Genomic DNA, 15703 nt, shown 5'->3' with positions numbered 1-15703 from the left:
AACCAATCGTTCCACCGCGAGAGCCGAGTACGCGGCAACTCGCTCCATTTTTTCTTCCTCTATAGGGGTCAGCGTATCCAAAACAGAAAAGTGTACGCTAAGATTTGGATACGCTAACCACTCAAGGGGTATAGGCATTTTGTGGTAACTGCTACAGTCTTGTTAGAGGAAAAAGAATGATACAAAAAAGAAACGAGAGAGCGGCACAGGCATGGATTCTGGCGCTTACGTCGCTGGCCTCCTTTATGATCTCGCTTGACTCGTTGGTCGTTTCGACTACGCTTCCGGTGATCCGCTTGCACCTGGGTGCCTCCATCGAACAACTGGAGTGGACGGTGAACGCCTATACGTTGAGCTTTGCCGTACTGCTGATGACAGGGGCAGCGCTGGGCGACCGGTTCGGACGTAGGCGCATGTTCGTCGTAGGCCTGGGAGTGTTCGTAGCGGCGTCAGCCGCCTGTGCGTTGGCGCGCAATGTGAGCTGGTTGATTGCCGCGCGTGCTATCCAGGGGAGTGGGGCAGCCCTGGTTATGCCGCTGGCCATGACCCTGCTCTCGGCGGCGTTTGAACCCGCGCAACGAGGGAGGGCGCTGGGAATCTTCGGGAGCGTCACCGGGCTGGCTGTCCTCTCTGGCCCGCTGGTGGGCGGCGCGATTGCTCAGGGTCTTACCTGGGAGTGGATCTTCTGGCTCAACGTCCCCATTGGCCTGCTCGTCATTGCGCTCGTGCTCCTGCGCGTCCCAGAGAGCTTCGGACCGCGCACGGCTCTCGACGTCGTTGGCCTGCTCCTGGTAACGGGTGCTTCTCTGGGGGGTGTGTGGGGACTGGTGCGCGGGAACAATGCTGGCTGGAGCAGCTTTGAGGTAGAGGTCTCCCTGGTGATCGGAGCCCTGCTCCTTGTGGCTTTCATCGTTTGGGAGGTGCGCTCCCGCGTACCCATGGTGCCGATGCGCTTCTTCCGCTCCCGTACCTTCTCAGCCAGTAATGCAATTGGTTTTCTACTCTTCGCATCGCTCTATGGCACCAATTTCTTCCTAGCGCAGTTTCTCCAGACCGCGCAGGGCTACGGGCCGCTCGCCTCCGGGCTACGACTGCTTCCCTCGACCGCGACGCTGTTCGTCGTCGCACCAATTGCCGGTTCCCTCATCAATCGGCTTGGAGAGCACTCACTCATCGTTGGCGGACTGCTGCTACAAGCCAGTGGGCTGGCCTGGATCGCGTTGATCGCCAGGCCCGACCTCATCTACACTGGACTTGTCGTACCGCTGATCGTCTCTGGCATAGGCGTCTCAATGGCGATGCCTGCTGCTCAGACCGCCGTTGTGAGCGCGGTCGCTCCTCACGAGATCGGAAAAGCCTCCGGCACCTTCAATATGTTGCGCTTTCTCGGTGGAGTGTTCGGAGTCGCGATCCCTGCGGCGGTGTTCGCTGGAGTCGGAAGCTATAGCACCCCCCAGGCATTCAGTCATGGGTTTGTTCCGGCAATAAGCGTCTGCGCTGCCCTGGCACTTGTGGGAGCCATCGTTGGCATGCTGCTGCCCGGCAGGCGCGCCATAACCAGCGCGCGTTCAAGCATGCCCTCGAAGCCGAGCGAGCAGCAGGAAACAGACGGCCTGCCAGAGCGGTCGGCAAGCCTGTAACAGGCCACGTTTTGAGCAATCAGGTGAGTTCGCCGTCTGCTTGCAAGCAGACGGCGAACTCACCTGATTGCATTACCACTCGACGAATCCGCTCACTGGTTCCCAAACGGATAGATGCCCTTTGCCAATGATTTCTCCAATTTTGCATTGGTTGTATCATACAGCCTGCTTGGAGTCAATACAACCGCCTGAGGTGGGCTTTCTCCCCCATCTTTTCCAGGCTTAGCGGGGAGAAAACCAGGCAGAAGCACCTCGATGAATCCTTAGCGGGGAAAACGGGGGGAAAATGTCGGGAGCCCAAGTTTGCGACAGTATCCTGTAAATTTTGAGATTAAGCTGCTGATTTCTTGGCAATTATTCTGCTGGTTTCGCCTCTTTGACATAGCGATAGAGCGTAGCACGGGAGATTCCCAACGCTGCGCAGATTTCTGGAATCGAATGCTCTTTAGAAGCAAAGAGCTGGCGAGCCAGCGCTACTTTGGCATTTGACTGGAGCTTACGAGGACGCCCCCCTACATTTCCCCTAGCTCTGGCCGCCGCTAATCCTGCGTTCGTGCGCTCCCGAATGAGATCCCGTTCAAACTCGGCCAGGGCTGCCATCAGATGAAAAATCAGCTTGCCAGAAGGAGTCGTGCTATCAATCTGCTCGGTGAGACTGACGAATGAGATCTCGCGATGTTGTAGTTCCTTGAGCAGTTCCATGAGGTGGGCAAGGGAACGTTCAGCTCGATCTAACTTCCAGACGACAAAACGTATCTCCGGGTCGCAGATACGCGAGCGCTTCTTCTAAGCCTTTGCGCTGTGCAGCGGCCCCAGAGAGCTTGTCTGTAAACACTTTCTCGCATTTGGCCGCAGCCAGCGCATCCCGTTGCAGATCTTCATGTTGCTCATGCTTGGAGACCCGAATATATCCGATTTTCATGAGATGCTCCTCTTTGTGTCTCATCTTTCCCGTCAAAGGGGGAGGTTTTGAGATTCTTAATTATGAGACAACTTTTGAGATTCGCCAAGGAACATCTCACGCTAGCGGAGCTGGCGCGCTACGGCCCTGAAAAAGCAGCGCCATATGTCGCAGAAAACGGACGGTTTTGAAACTCATTGAACGGTCGATTTTGCATCTCGTCAAGTAGTCTCATAGAGTAGCCGATGCATGCGAGGGGGGAGGACGATCAGCTTTCGCTGTCATCCTTTTTCTCTAGAAAGAGCCTTCGTAAGGTGGTATTGATGCTGACCCGTGCACACTCGATCACCCCTTTGCCTGTCACGGCAACCGCTTCATAGCCAGGAACCTGATACGGATTGAGGGCTTCCTCCAGGGCAGAAACCGGAAGCACATCGGGCAGATCGCGCTTATTCCATTGCATGACATCCACAACATCTGCGGGTTCCTTCTCCGCTGCGCGGAGAAGTTCCTGCAAGTCGTTCCAACATACGATATTCTCTTGCAGTTTACTTGCTTGTGAATCGGCGACGAAGATCACACCATCCGTGCGTTTCAGAAGCGGGATCTGGTTTTTCAGATCAAAGATCAGAGGTCCAACCATCTGATAGAATTGAAAGCGAAGAGTGAAGTCATGAACTTTGCCGAGATCAAACTCCACCCAGTCAATGTATGCAGGTTCGGTCTCTTTATCGAGTGGGGTCCTCTCTCCTACGGCTCGTGGATTGATCGCATGATGGAGGTAGCGGAGATTCGACATTCTTCCGCAGCCGAAAATTCCATAATATAAGATCCTACAGGTGATTTCACGTTTCGCTATATGTATCATCGATGATCACTCTCCTGTACTGGCATCTCTACCTGATGGGAGTGCGTCATGTCCTCCCTGGTCAGGTTCCTGGTGCTCCGTCTCCTCGGTTTTGCGATACTCGCTTCTCATCCAGCACTCAAGGCGTAGAGCACATGGAGAGTCGCAACAAAGAGCGTCCCATCGTCGATGGTGTTGAAAGCCGCGATCATCTCGCCTTCCACATGTTGCTTCCAGCGCAAGGCTCCTGTCTGCACGTCGAGCGCGATCATCTGACCTTCTCTGCCAAACACAAAGAGCAGTCCGTCAGCGATCAAGGGGTGACTGACAGCACCCAACTCTCCCCGTTTCCAGCATCGCTGCTGGGTCAGCGTATCGATAGCCTCAACCTCCCCCGAAAGGGGATTCACCACGAAGAGCAGATGGGAGGCCGCGGCAAGCGCGCAACTGGCATCATAGGGAGCATGCCAGAGGATCTCGCTAGTGTGAGGATCAAGGGCGAATAAAAACGCATCGCTGCCATCATCCCTCTCATCATCCACTAGCGCATCCTCCCCCCAGCCATGGTTCCATCCAAGAGCGTAGAAGGCGTTGTTGGCGAGGAGCATGCGATGGTTCCCAATACCGTTGCCGAAGTCCCCCGAAACATCCCAAAGGTAGCTCCTGGGAAATGGTCTCTCTGCCATTTTCACGAGGGGATACAAACGTCCAAAGAGCGAGCAATCTGCGGCGGCAAGAAAACGTCCGTCAACGCCTGTGTCCACTTTTGAGTCGATGAAGCCAAAGATCACATCGTTGCTTCCATCATCCCCATGATAGAGTAAGGGAGACCAGCATTTCCTCATGCCAACCGGGATCGTTTCAGGTGCAAACTGTTCAGTGGTCAGGTCAAAACGCCAGACCTGGCACTCAGTCCCAATGAAGAGGAGGTTCTCATACAAGAACACGCACTCGATTGGATCATAGTCATCAAAGGAGTGCTCGGCACTGAAGAAAGCATACGATTCATAAGGATACTTCTCCAGCCCTTTGTCTGCCAGCACTTCGCGATCCCAAGAGCGCAACAGGACTCCTGTGTCCAAATCCAATTCATAGAGCGTCTCACGGGCGGAGAGGACATATCCTCGTACACCATCTAGACAGAAGGATTTCACCCCCTCGTAGGAATTTTTAGACGTGTTCTCGTGATGCTCCACCCAATCGGTGGCAAAGCTCCACAACAGCTTGCCAGAGCGTGCGTCGAGGGCAGAGAAGGAGCCTGCCGAGTCGGCGAGGTAGACCCGCTCATGCTGGACCAGGATGGGGCAGGTGAGGTATGCCTCGTTCAAGAGAGCAAATGACCAGCGGGTGTATGGCGTGGTCGGCACGCCTACGGTGCAATACTCATACGTGTATGCCAGGCTGCCAGCGTAGATGGCTGCGGTTGGTCTCTCTTCGTCCATATGATAGGTGTCTCCTCTTCTCATGCTCTCGCATCTCAGTAAGAGAGTAGTGATGGCAGCCCATCCCCACTCGATCACCCCTTGGCCTGTCACTGCTACGGCCTCATAGCTAAGAACCCAGTTCTGCGCTCATCGAGGCTTTCTCCAGAGAAGGTGCTTCTGTTGGAGATTGCCACCCACGGGAAGGTGCGTGGGAGAGATCACCTGCCGCTGAGTGAGCAGGCCTCAGCATTGCGAGCGTATTGATGATACTTACTCTAGCATCGTTGCATCATCGAGCCTATGATGTATTTCACAGAACGCTTCTTGGCACCCCATCCATTCGCAACAAACGAACGCTTTTGAGACACGAGTTTAAGCATGATCACTTAATCATCCCCAACGATGAGGTTCTTACGAGCCGTCTCTACCACTTTCTTGGTGACAATCGTGAGCTGGTTGGCGACTAAGACATGCTCCACCTGCATCATCAGACGTTCAATCAGGCGAATATTCCCTTTCGTGATACGCAGGATCGCACCAATGGCCTCCTTGTCCGTGAAATCATCGGAATACGGCTTCACGCGATGCCTCCAGCGCTTGTCCAGAAAATTGCGCGTCTCTTCCTGGGAGAGAGGCTCCATCTCATGATTAAACCCGATGCGTGAGTAGAGCTGAGGGATGTGTCAGAACTAGGAACAGAAACATGAACCAAGGATCTTCGACAATGTTTGCCACAACCTGTCTCGGTATTACGCGCTCACACTCAGGGCATTGAAGGCATTCAATCTTTGACAAAACAAAGCACGTTGCCATGCCAAGGAAACAGATTGCCCTATTGTGGTACGAAACCGAAAGAGCTGACGTAGCTCATCAAACGCTCGACAAAATCGTGAAGCGGACAGGAAGTTTCCAAAACCGCGCATGGGATAATAGCGCTGTTTGATGCCGCGATGATCTTGTTCTACGATATTATTAAGGTAGTGATGACACTGGTGAATGACATCATTACCAAGCATTTCGCGGATGGCACGCGGATAGGAACGATGCCCATCCGTTGTGACGCTCTCTGGCGCATGACCCACTACCGCAACCGCCTGTTTGAAAAACCGCTGAGCAGCCTCCATATCTCGCTTCTCACTTAGTCGAGAATCAACCAAGTTCCCATCCTGATCGATGGCGCGATAGAGGTAGCACCATTTTCCATGGACACGCACGTAGGTGCGCATCCACGTGCCAAGACCGCCCAGTTTGTCCACGTCGTGTGGCACGCAATTGATCAGCGATGAGTGGGGCAAATCGTGCTTCCCAGTCGCGAACTGCCTCATGCGTGAACACCACACCGCGTTCCAGAAACATTTCTGCCACATCGCGTAGGCTCAACTTGTAGCGCAAGCGCCACAGCACAACGAGCAGAACGAGGTCAGTCGGGTATTCGAGGAAGTTGAACGGAGTTCCTGTGCGCTCGTTGAAGGTACACCGGCACGCTGAACAACGAAATGTCCGGTATCCTAGTGACGTTTTCTTGAGCTGTTCCTTGGTGGTAGATGAAGCGCAATGTGGGCAATTCATGGTTCCCTCCTCATGAAGATGGGATCAACGACCCCAGTATAGCACAAGAAGGATCTGGTTACTGGTCCTTGTCCTCAGTTCTGACGCTTCCGCTTGAGGTAGTATGGTGGCAGAAACAGAATCAAGGAGTTCCACTTAAACCAACGCGTCTGGAGGGTGAGCACGTCTGTATCCTCTGCTGCAGAAGCACCGTGAGCAGGGGCTGATTCCCCATAGCTTCATTGATCAAGAAGCACATTGGACCAAATCTAGTTGGCATGGCTGGATCTACGGATGGAAACTGCATCTCATCTCTACTGTGGCAAACGTCTGGATCCCTTTGGCGGCAGAACTGACTGCAGCCAATGTCCCGGATAGTGAGCAGGCACCTTTCCTGCTGCACGAACTTCCGCTTGAGGTCCGCTTTGTGCTGGGGGACCGCCACTACAACCGTGACGAATTGCAGGCTCTCTGCACGCAGGATGGGCGCCTTCTGGTGACTACGAAGTACGGGCGCTATCCTCATACCGATGATGGGGTCGAAGTGCGCCGCACCTTTCACAAACTACGTTTGGCCGCCATTGAAAATTTTTCTGCGCGGTTTCATAATGGACCCCGTTGTCAAGGCACAAATCCAGGCCAGTCGAAGGTGTCTTATCTCTTCAACTCATCACATCTTTTGTGCAAACATCTCTTTTGAGGCTCTTTTGAGACGGATCAAATCCACCATCAGAAAAATACGTCGAGGCTGGAATAGATGGCGGCTCAGTTGCTGTTCTTATTTGTGCGAAGAGCAAGATCGAAGAAGATCTTTCTGACCAGTGGTGGTATGGTCTACCTGCTTGCAACTGGCAAGCATGGTTTTTCACCTCAGAAAGAGATTCTATGTCAAAAGGAATGCTGAATCAGAGCCAGAATCGTCCTATGATCCTGCTGTTGCTTTCTCTGGCGATGTTTATGGTCATTTTGGATAGCGCCATTATTAATGTGGCACTGCCCGCTATGAAAGCTGCTTTGCACTTTGATACGTCCTCGCTGCAATGGGTTCTGACCGCCTATATCCTGACTTTCGGTGGTTTTTTGATGCTGGGTGGCCGTACTGCCGATCTTTTTGGGCGGCGGCGCCTGCTGGTGCTCGGCATTGGGGGCTTTTCTCTGTTTTCGTTACTGCTGGGCCTGACCAGTTCAAGCGTTCTGCTCATCGTGTTGCGTGCTCTGCAGGGGTTGTCCGCCGCCTTCATGGCTCCTACCGCTCTCTCCATCCTGCTCACGACGTTTGAGGAGGGGGAGGAGCGCAATCGGGCTCTGAGCATCTGGAGCATGGTAGCGGCGGGTGGCGGAGCGGCAGGTGTCTTTCTTGGCGGAGTCCTGACACAATACCTGGGCTGGCAGTGGTGCTTCTTCGTGAATGTCCCGGCTGGCATCATCACGATCGTCGGTATTCTCAAGTATGTTCCGTCACAGAGAGCGGATGCGAGCGAAAGACACCTCGATCTTCCCGGGGCGGTCCTGGTGACAGGCGGTCTCATTGCGCTGGTCTACGCCTTGACGCTGGTCTCGCAGGTCGGCTGGACCGAGAAGAGCACACTCGTGACGTTAGGTGTGAGCATCGTTCTGTTGGCAGCGTTCCTGTTCAACGAGGCCAGGGTGAAGCATCCACTGATCCCACTCAGCATTTTTCGGAACCGGAACGTGAGTGGGGGCAATCTCGTCATGCTGCCGGTGACAGCAGGCGCGTTGGGCATGTTCTTCTTCATCTCGCTCTATGTCCAGAATGTGCTGCACTACTCCCCCTCACTCTCTGGCCTGAGCTTTCTCCCGTTGCCGACCATCATAGGGATCATCTCTCTTCAGGCACCACGTCTACTCGACCGCTTTGGCTTTAAGCCCTTGCTCATTACAGGCGCATCTTTGATGATCATCGGCACGTTCTTGTTGAGTTTCCTGACATCTGCCTCATCCTATGTGACCAATCTGCTGCCAGCTTTTCTGATCCTGGCGCTGGGTATGGGACTCTCGTTTGTGGCGGTGACGGTGGCTGCGACATCAGGAGTGCCAGATCATGACGCGGGACTAGCATCGGGATTGATCAACACATCGCAACAGCTTGGCGGAGCCTTGGGTTTAGCTGTTCTCACTGCGGTGGCGAGCACCACCACGGCAGCAGATGAAACGCTCGGGAAGGGGCTTGCACAAGCTAGTATGCATGGCTACCAGATGGCCTTCTTGTGCTCGGCGCTCCTCATGATCGTGGCGCTGTTGGTGTCCATTTTCGTGATCCGCACCCCGAAAGCCACCATCCCAGCAGCCGATACGTCACATAGCAAGCAAACCAGTGGAGCTATCGACTTGCAGGAGCACAACGATCTACAGAACAAGGCCAATGCTGTGCGCAGCACATGATGACATTGGCGCATTTCAGCGCCTCTTGAAACTCGGCACAGAGCTGAGCAGATGGGTAACCATTGCTCTTGCCATTGCTGAGAAATCCAGGCTTTTCCCACGATTTTGTAGTTCTCCCGTACTTCCCGTACAGATACAAGAAACCGAAAGGGTCATCATGCCGCTTGGAAGCGCTTTTGCTCCTCTCGCTGATGCCCACGAGATACGCAACGAGACGAGAGAGGCCGAGGATAAAGCCATAAGGCTTCACTCGGCTCTTCGCCAGATGGCTTCTAACATCACACCGTTATTGTCGAGAAAGACCATGCTACGCAGAGAACCAAGGTCATTGATCTCGCCCATTTGCACGTTGTACGATAGTGTTGCAAAAACTCTGGGGGAAATGATGAACGTGGAGGCTCGCTTCTGTTCAGTTTAGACAGCTACTCCAAACAAGCTGGCGATGAAGGTAATCTGCCCTGAAATGTTCCCTTTCGCCACGCCTTGTACTTGTCCTTTCCGCATCATATTCATGGTCTCAAATCCTTGCAATGTTCGCCATGCCGTCAGATCAGAGAAAAAGCCCATCCCAGGTTTGGTCAAGCATTTGATGAAGCGATGATCCTGCTCGATCACATTGTTGAGATACTTCACTTGTCGCAGTTCACAGTTTTCGGGAAGGTGTCCTTCCGCTTTTAATTCAGCAAATGCTTTTGGGTACGCAGCATGTTTGTCCACGTTGATGACGCGGGATACGTTGGCATGAGAGGCGGCAAGCATTTTCAGAAAGAAGTGTTTCGCGGCTTGCGCATCTCTTGTCGGGCTGAAGAAAAAATCAAGCGTGTTTCCCTGTGAATCAACCGCCCGATAGAGATACATCCATTGCTTTTTGACTTTGATGTAAGTCTCATCGACTCTCCAGGAGTCGTTGGTGGTTTTTTGGACAAGTATCCTGGTCATCTTTTACCACATGATGATTACAGAGGAGCCCTATCATGAGAAAGGAGTTGCGTACTTTCGCAGTCGAGCTCCTGACCAACTAGAAAGGCAGCTCATCAAGCGGCTGAGGCGTCTGGGCTACCAGGTGACACCTCCTGCTGCCTAGAGAGCCACAAGCCACACTCCATACCTCTTCTTTTAGCGAGCGCAAGCTGGCTCTAGGAGGATATTTCATCTTTCTCTCCAATGGTTTTCAGATGAAATTTACACCGAAAGCTATTGTCGAGCTCAAAGCTGCTGGAATCTTGCCTGAACACGTGGAATTGAGGCAGGTCAAATATCGGGGTAACTTGACTGAACAGGACCATCGGTTCATGAAACGCTTGACCAAACCTGGGATGGGCTTTTTCTCTGATCTGACGGCATGGCGAATGCTGCAAGGATTTGAGACCATGAATATGATGAGAAAAGGACAAGTACAAGGCGTGGCGAAAGGAGAGGTGAGAGGCCAGATGGCGTTCGTTGCTAAGCTGTTTGGGATAGTCGCCTAAACTGATCAAAGAAGAGCAACACCCTCAGTTTATCTCCTCCACAATTTTTGCAACACAACCACAAAGTATGCTCTCTCCTGCTGAGTGAGAAGAGAGCATACTTTTTGCATCTACATCTTTTGAGCATCGCTTCTGCCTGATTGAACAGGTCTTTTCTATTCAGGAAATGAGCAACTATTTTTGTTTCCTGGGGAAGCTCAATATGCTATAAGCGATGGTTGTTTTTACCGCACGGTTCCGTAGTCCCACAGACACGCTAGCAGTTTCGACAATACCTTTGATGCGTTGAGCCACGATTTCTGCACCTTGCTGCTCAGCACGGACGACGACCGTGATAATGCCAGGGCCGTTGATGGAGAGCCTATCCTCTTTACGGATATGTGCGCGCAGGCGTGGGAGCAGTTTGCGTGCAACCTCGGTAGCTTCACGATCTTCGCGTTCACGGTTGCTATCGTCCCCGGAAGCTCCATCGAGGAGCAGGCGCAAGACAATCACACTTTGCACATTGCAGAGACGACGGACTTTGCGCAGTCCGGCTTCCAGATTTTTCGTTGAATCGACCATCTGCCAGATATGATGCTCGCGCTTGCGTCTGTAATCATCGCGGCCCAGGAGACGCGCGAAGCCTTCCAATATGATAGATCCAGCCGTCCAGAGTGCCTTCCTCGGCGTCCCGATTGAAAAATCACGCATAGCAAGAAGTGGCTGCATGATCGGGCCAATCTTCATGGTGGACGCTTCGTAGTGCTGTTGCTCCAGTACCTTGAGATGTCCGGCATAGATACGGCGGCGTTGTTTCAAGAAGTCGCGAACGGTGATCGGACCTTTATTATATACAACGCATTCAGATATATATTGCAGCTTGTACCCGAGTTGAGAAATAAGTGCCTGGATAGAAATCTCATCAACTGCGCTATCCGCCGGTATCCCTGAGATCACGTTGCGGAAAGCGATCACTTCACCCAGTTTCGCGTGGGTGCGAGCAATACAATCGTGCAAGCGCCAGAGCAGATGCACGGTATGTCCCATAAAAGTGTGCTCGTCATTTACCGGGATGGGATGGCCCCCGGTCATTCCGATAGCCGGGTTCAAGAATGGAGAGCAAAGATACTCGATAGCCGATGTCTCTGGAATGACATCCGCTCCGATGAGAACGGCCACCTGACCGGATGCTTCCTTGAGAAACAGGTTGATCGCAGAGGCTTTCCCTTCACGCTTTTCCTGCACACAGAGTCGGACTCGCGTTTCCTGTGCTGCGATTTCCGCAACAATAGGAACGGTGCGATCTGTACAACCGCTGGCGACAACGATCACCTCTTCGATACGAATAGAGGGTCCATCTTGCGCGAGCACAGCAGAGAGGGTACGCGCAATGTTCGCCTCTTCGTTATACGCCATAATGCCGATGCTACAGCCAACGTATCCGCCATCCTCAAGAGATAACTTCTCTCTCGATTGCAGTTCCGTGCCACCACTGGCGAGCATTGACACCGTATCAAGCACATCCATGATAACAACCTCCTTGCTTAGTTGTTCAGAGCACGTTTGCCCGACATGCTGTCCGCGAGCGTGCCCTTGCCCACTTCAAGGGCGACGCTGCTCATTGTTGGGACATGACAGAGCATGTTGGTATAGGCCGCATTTGCCAGGGGACAGAAGCACTCGCCAGCTTTGATGCTGCGGCGCAACTCATCGGCTTTCGCCGTCGTCCAGGCTGATTTGAAGTCGTAGTTGTGATCGCGCAAATTCGCAACAGACTCAGCGCGGATACAACAGGTCCAGACATCACCGTTAGGTGCGATCTGGGCAGATGCGATACCAGCCATACAGGGGATGATCTGTCGCTTCTCCACCAGGGTACGCTTCACAATATCGTAGTAGCGGTCGCGAAACGACTGCGTAATCCGCGCGACTCCCTGGGCATTCTCCGCTCGAATATCCGCCTGCAAGCGCTCGATGACCGGCTTGTACAGTTCGTAAGGAGGCGTAATGCCCATGCCAACCGTATCCAGTTCGACGCGTTCCTCAGCGATTTCGCTAATGAATTGATCTGGCTTTAACTCGTTACGTACAAACGTATGGATCGCATCAAATTCGTGGACATTGAAGTTAGAGATAACCGTGTGGACGCCAAGCGTAAAGTTTTTGTAGCGTCCCTTCAACGCTTTCAAGCCTGCATACGTCCGCATGGCACGCTCAAAGTTGCCCTTGACGCCACGCACCTGATCGTGTTTCTCGCCAACCCCATCCAGGGAAAGGTTGATGATGACCTCGGAGTCTGGAGCAGCCTGCAATACTTTCTCGATACGATCGGGGATGATCTTATCTTGAATGCCGTTGGTGGGAATATTGATGATACCAGGGCGGCAATGACGATAGGCGGCCCCGACCATCTCTGGCAGATCCTTGCGCAAGGTTGGCTCGCCGCCGCTGAAGGTGAACCAGTAAGGGGCGCGGCCTATGGACTCGAACGTCTTCTCATATTCTTCAATGGTAAAATCATCGTTCGGACGCTGCCAGACGTTGCACGTTTTACAACGCGAGTTACAACGATAGCTCACGCTAATCGTCAAATTCATGGGCAGCACCAATACTTTGTTGATGGCATAGGATGCCTGGGTCTTTGCAATGTTTGGTAACACTTCAAGCATGATTGTTCTCCTTCTCATTGTCACTCTGCATCTTCATCGCGCTGGCAATCGTCAGACCCAGGGTACTCAAGCAGCCCACGCCCACTATCGTCTGAAGCAGAGCGGCCCAGGGATGTGAGAAGAGGAACATTGCGGTCACGCCATGTGGATCAAGACGAAGAAGACCTGAGAAAACGAGGAGTCCGAAGACCTCGTTGCTGCCCACCTGTCCTGGCGGGGTTGGGAGGATGTAGAACATATTAAACAGGGTATAGCCAAAGATTGCCAGTTCCAGAGAAACCGGCACCCCCACCGTCCAGAAAGCCAGCAGCGCGAAAAGGCCGTCAAAGAAAACTGCTACGATGGTCAGCAACACGGCTGGTATAAACACTTTGGGACGACTTGCACCGGCCAGCAGCGCATCGACAAAATTGATCGCAAAGCCTTCTATCTTGCTGCCAACTCGCTTCGGCAGCACACCCGTTATTTTTTGCAGCAGGCCAATAGCCGCAAGACGTTTCCAGGCTGCCACGCCAACAAAGCCAATCAAGCAGAGCAGCAACAGGCCAACCATGCCCAGCACCACCCAGATTTTGATATCCATATTGATCCCAAACAACGGCACAATCGCCATAATAAATAGCGCTGGCACGAGATCGAGCGCTTTATCGATTGCGACGGTAGGCAAGGATTGGCTGACCGGAATGTTGGAGATGCGCTTGAGCATCAGGCTTTTTGCCACTTCGCCACCGCGAATGGGCAGCAGAAAGTTGAGAAAGACGCCAACGAGGAAGAGCTGGATTGCTTTGAGTGTACTGACCTTGCCCACCTGATTTAAGAAGAGTTTCCAGCGTACGCCACGAATGCTAAAAGCTGCCAGGAAAGCAAGGCTGCTCAAAAGCGCGTAGATAATCCCCTGGGGCGTCGTCAGGTGGGAGCGTACAATTCCAACCGCTATAGAAACGTTCACGTAGCGAGCAACGAGCAAAAGGAGGCCAAGACCTATCACCAGCCCGGCGACGATTCTGAAGGATGGAAGGTTCAAGAGCGTCTTCCATCCTGCTGGCCGCTTGGGAAGTGAAGCTGCCACTAGCATGCCACTTTCCATATCATCCAGAACACGTTGTTCAGGCTGAAGCGCCATCTGTCCCGCGTGGAAACGATCGGATAATCCCTGTAACTGATCTTGCTTCCGTTGCATGTAAACCTCACAAATATAATGATCTATTGGGATAACCTATGTACAATCTGTTACAACAAACATGGATGCAAAACAGCTCATCTAGCGCTTCCGCCATATCCAGAAATAACCGGCTCCATAATAGTTCTGATAAGGAACTTTATCGATGAGGTCATATTTTTTACTCTGTTCGATAGCTTTGGCAATCATGAGGGATGTTTGCAGGTTATAGCCGTAATTCAACTGGATTAAATCGAAGTAGCCGTCGTCCACTGCTTTCACATACGCGTCGTTGCCGATGTAGTAGCGCCCCTGCTTATCCGTGTACTCAAAAAAGTCGAGGCCGCTCCACTGCCAGGTGTAGGTATCGTTGCGCAAGTTGTAACGCGAGACCTCGAATTGTTCTGCCAGATAGTGACCACTCCCGGGACGCACCTGTGTATTGAGCACATAGGTAAGCGTGCTAGTGGGCGGCCATTTTGTGTACATATCGTGCGCTTCCTGCGTCCCGATGAGAAACAGCACCAGGCAGATTGCCACCCCGGAGAGCCAGTAGCGTCCGGGTGAGAAGACGCGTCGGAACCCGGATACAGACGCCAGCGCATACCCCGCCACAGGCATGAGAAAGAACATGCTAAATCCCAGGTGTTTCTCCAGAGAGATGATTTCAGCTTTGTAGATGTGATAGCCAGGTACAAGCAGAGAGGAGCCAATCAGTAACAACACGATGAGCAGTTGCCTTTTCCGTGTAAAGACAATGGCAAGCAACCCTAAAAGGTAAGACAGGCCGACCATCTCAACGACATGTTGCGCTAATCCAAGACGCGAGTAGGCCTGGATGACAACTCGGTTGGTTGTTGTGTCTCTGAGTGCGTGCAACATATTGGGATCAAAACGCATGATGGCAAGATCTGCCAGCGCTGCAACCGCTACAAACGAGAGGACCGCCAATCCACTACGTACCAGCGCACTGAGCAATCCCCGTTTCAGATAGCAGGTCAGTGCGAGGGTGGCAAAAATGGAAGGTATAAACAACAGTGCGGCATATTTTGCGCCGAATGCCAGTACCAGGAATGGGCCAATACTCAGCGCCAGCCAGGGTCTCGCCGTCAGACAGCTTCTCACTGCCAGCGCCATTGCCAGCGCCAGCAAGCAGAGGCAGAGAGGATCATAGGTTGCCAATCGGCTTAAAAACAGCACCGGTCCCTGACAGACAAGGAAGAGTGCGGCAAAAACAGCACTTTTCTGGTTAAAAAGCTGCTTCGTCACATAATAGCTGCATGCCGTCACAAGCAGCATACAGAGCAGGCTAAACGCTCGGACCAGCTCAAGCCCACCTAGCATGTCCAATCCTCCTCCAATGACCGGATAGACATAGGGATACCCCGAAAAGTAGTAGCTGTAGCGGTCATAGAGGGGCTGATGCCAGAACCAGTTTTGCAAGATCTGTCGCCCAGCATAGATATATAACCCTTCGTCCTGAAAGGCGGTATTCTGTAACAGCATCCAGGCAAGCACGGCCTGAAAGACTAAAATCAAGGGTAACGACCAGCGTGTCAGGGTTGTACCGGTCAGTGAACGCTTCAAGGTAATTTTTTTTGTCGCAGGTATTTGTGGTATTACAGAAACTTCCGTCACAGTATCTTCTCGCTTCTTCTTCT

The 15703-nt window shown here is 52.8% G+C and carries 10 protein-coding genes and 4 pseudogenes; 4 read left to right on the top strand and 10 right to left on the bottom strand.

Annotation, left to right across the window (positions count from 1 at the left end; genetic code table 11):
• The first annotated feature begins 176 nt into the window (after positions 1-176).
• Positions 177-1640, top strand: coding sequence for a DHA2 family efflux MFS transporter permease subunit (locus tag K3T83_RS51065; protein WP_220210795.1), 1464 nt, complete (start codon positions 177-179; stop codon positions 1638-1640).
• Positions 1641-1994: 354 nt separating this feature from the next.
• On the opposite strand, the pseudogene K3T83_RS57640 reads toward K3T83_RS51065, so the two are convergent.
• From K3T83_RS57640 to K3T83_RS51040, 5 genes and pseudogenes are all read right to left on the bottom strand, one after another.
• Positions 1995-2562, bottom strand: a pseudogene (locus K3T83_RS57640) (recombinase family protein).
• A gap of 247 nt (positions 2563-2809) precedes the next feature.
• Complete coding sequence (locus K3T83_RS51055; protein WP_220210794.1) at positions 2810-3409, bottom strand: ADP-ribosylation factor-like protein; 600 nt, start codon at positions 3407-3409, stop codon at positions 2810-2812.
• 107 nt (positions 3410-3516) lie between these two features.
• Complete coding sequence (locus tag K3T83_RS51050) at positions 3517-4830, bottom strand: outer membrane protein assembly factor BamB family protein (RefSeq protein WP_220210793.1); 1314 nt, start codon at positions 4828-4830, stop codon at positions 3517-3519.
• Between the two features lie 368 nt (positions 4831-5198).
• A complete protein-coding gene (locus K3T83_RS51045) occupies positions 5199-5453 on the bottom strand; it encodes a TniB family NTP-binding protein (RefSeq protein ID WP_220210792.1) in 255 nt (84 codons plus the stop codon).
• Between the two features lie 108 nt (positions 5454-5561).
• A pseudogene (locus K3T83_RS51040) lies at positions 5562-6381 on the bottom strand (IS6 family transposase).
• A 166-nt stretch (positions 6382-6547) separates the two neighbouring features.
• Between K3T83_RS51040 and K3T83_RS51035 the strand changes: the two are divergent.
• Positions 6548-7060: a transposase gene (locus K3T83_RS51035; protein ID WP_220211132.1), complete on the top strand. Its 513-nt coding sequence runs from the start codon at positions 6548-6550 to the stop codon at positions 7058-7060.
• Positions 7061-7245: 185 nt separating this feature from the next.
• Positions 7246-8763 (top strand): MFS transporter, encoded by a 1518-nt coding sequence (locus K3T83_RS51030; RefSeq protein WP_220210791.1) that lies wholly within the window; start codon positions 7246-7248, stop codon positions 8761-8763.
• 414 nt (positions 8764-9177) lie between these two features.
• Here the strand turns inward: K3T83_RS51030 and K3T83_RS51025 are convergent.
• Positions 9178-9681, bottom strand: a pseudogene (locus K3T83_RS51025) (IS6 family transposase); the annotation flags it as partial.
• 269 nt (positions 9682-9950) lie between these two features.
• On the opposite strand from K3T83_RS51025, the pseudogene K3T83_RS51020 reads away from it, so the two are divergent.
• Positions 9951-10232: pseudogene (locus K3T83_RS51020) on the top strand (DDE-type integrase/transposase/recombinase); the annotation flags it as partial.
• 174 nt (positions 10233-10406) lie between these two features.
• Here K3T83_RS51020 and K3T83_RS51015 read toward each other — a convergent pair.
• The 4 genes from K3T83_RS51015 to K3T83_RS51000 form a co-directional block, all read right to left on the bottom strand.
• Positions 10407-11741 (bottom strand): glycosyltransferase family 2 protein, encoded by a 1335-nt coding sequence (locus K3T83_RS51015; RefSeq protein ID WP_220210790.1) that lies wholly within the window; start codon positions 11739-11741, stop codon positions 10407-10409.
• Positions 11742-11758: 17 nt separating this feature from the next.
• Complete coding sequence (locus K3T83_RS51010) at positions 11759-12883, bottom strand: radical SAM/SPASM domain-containing protein (protein WP_220210789.1); 1125 nt, start codon at positions 12881-12883, stop codon at positions 11759-11761.
• Complete coding sequence (locus K3T83_RS51005; RefSeq protein WP_220210788.1) at positions 12876-14063, bottom strand: lysylphosphatidylglycerol synthase transmembrane domain-containing protein; 1188 nt, start codon at positions 14061-14063, stop codon at positions 12876-12878. The genes K3T83_RS51010 and K3T83_RS51005 overlap by 8 nt, the downstream gene beginning before the upstream one ends.
• 81 nt (positions 14064-14144) lie before the next feature.
• Positions 14145-15680 carry an ArnT family glycosyltransferase gene (locus K3T83_RS51000; RefSeq protein WP_220210787.1) on the bottom strand — a complete coding sequence of 512 codons (1536 nt, stop codon included), beginning with the start codon at positions 15678-15680 and terminating at the stop codon, positions 14145-14147.
• Positions 15681-15703 lie beyond the last annotated feature (23 nt).

It is taken from the genome of Reticulibacter mediterranei (assembly GCF_016587455.1).
Note: the sequence above shows the minus strand (reverse complement) of the source record. Positions and strands in the feature narration are given on the sequence as shown.

Coding starts and splice junctions, on each gene's coding strand:
- K3T83_RS51050 (WP_220210793.1), bottom strand. CDS start 4,830: ATGGACGAAGAGAGACCAACCGCAGCCATCTACGCTGGCAGCCTGGCA.
- K3T83_RS51005 (WP_220210788.1), bottom strand. CDS start 14,063: ATGCAACGGAAGCAAGATCAGTTACAGGGATTATCCGATCGTTTCCAC.
- K3T83_RS51055 (WP_220210794.1), bottom strand. CDS start 3,409: ATGATACATATAGCGAAACGTGAAATCACCTGTAGGATCTTATATTAT.
- K3T83_RS51015 (WP_220210790.1), bottom strand. CDS start 11,741: ATGGATGTGCTTGATACGGTGTCAATGCTCGCCAGTGGTGGCACGGAA.
- K3T83_RS51030 (WP_220210791.1), top strand. CDS start 7,246: ATGTCAAAAGGAATGCTGAATCAGAGCCAGAATCGTCCTATGATCCTG.
- K3T83_RS51045 (WP_220210792.1), bottom strand. CDS start 5,453: ATGGAGCCTCTCTCCCAGGAAGAGACGCGCAATTTTCTGGACAAGCGC.
- K3T83_RS51065 (WP_220210795.1), top strand. CDS start 177: ATGATACAAAAAAGAAACGAGAGAGCGGCACAGGCATGGATTCTGGCG.
- K3T83_RS51010 (WP_220210789.1), bottom strand. CDS start 12,883: ATGCTTGAAGTGTTACCAAACATTGCAAAGACCCAGGCATCCTATGCC.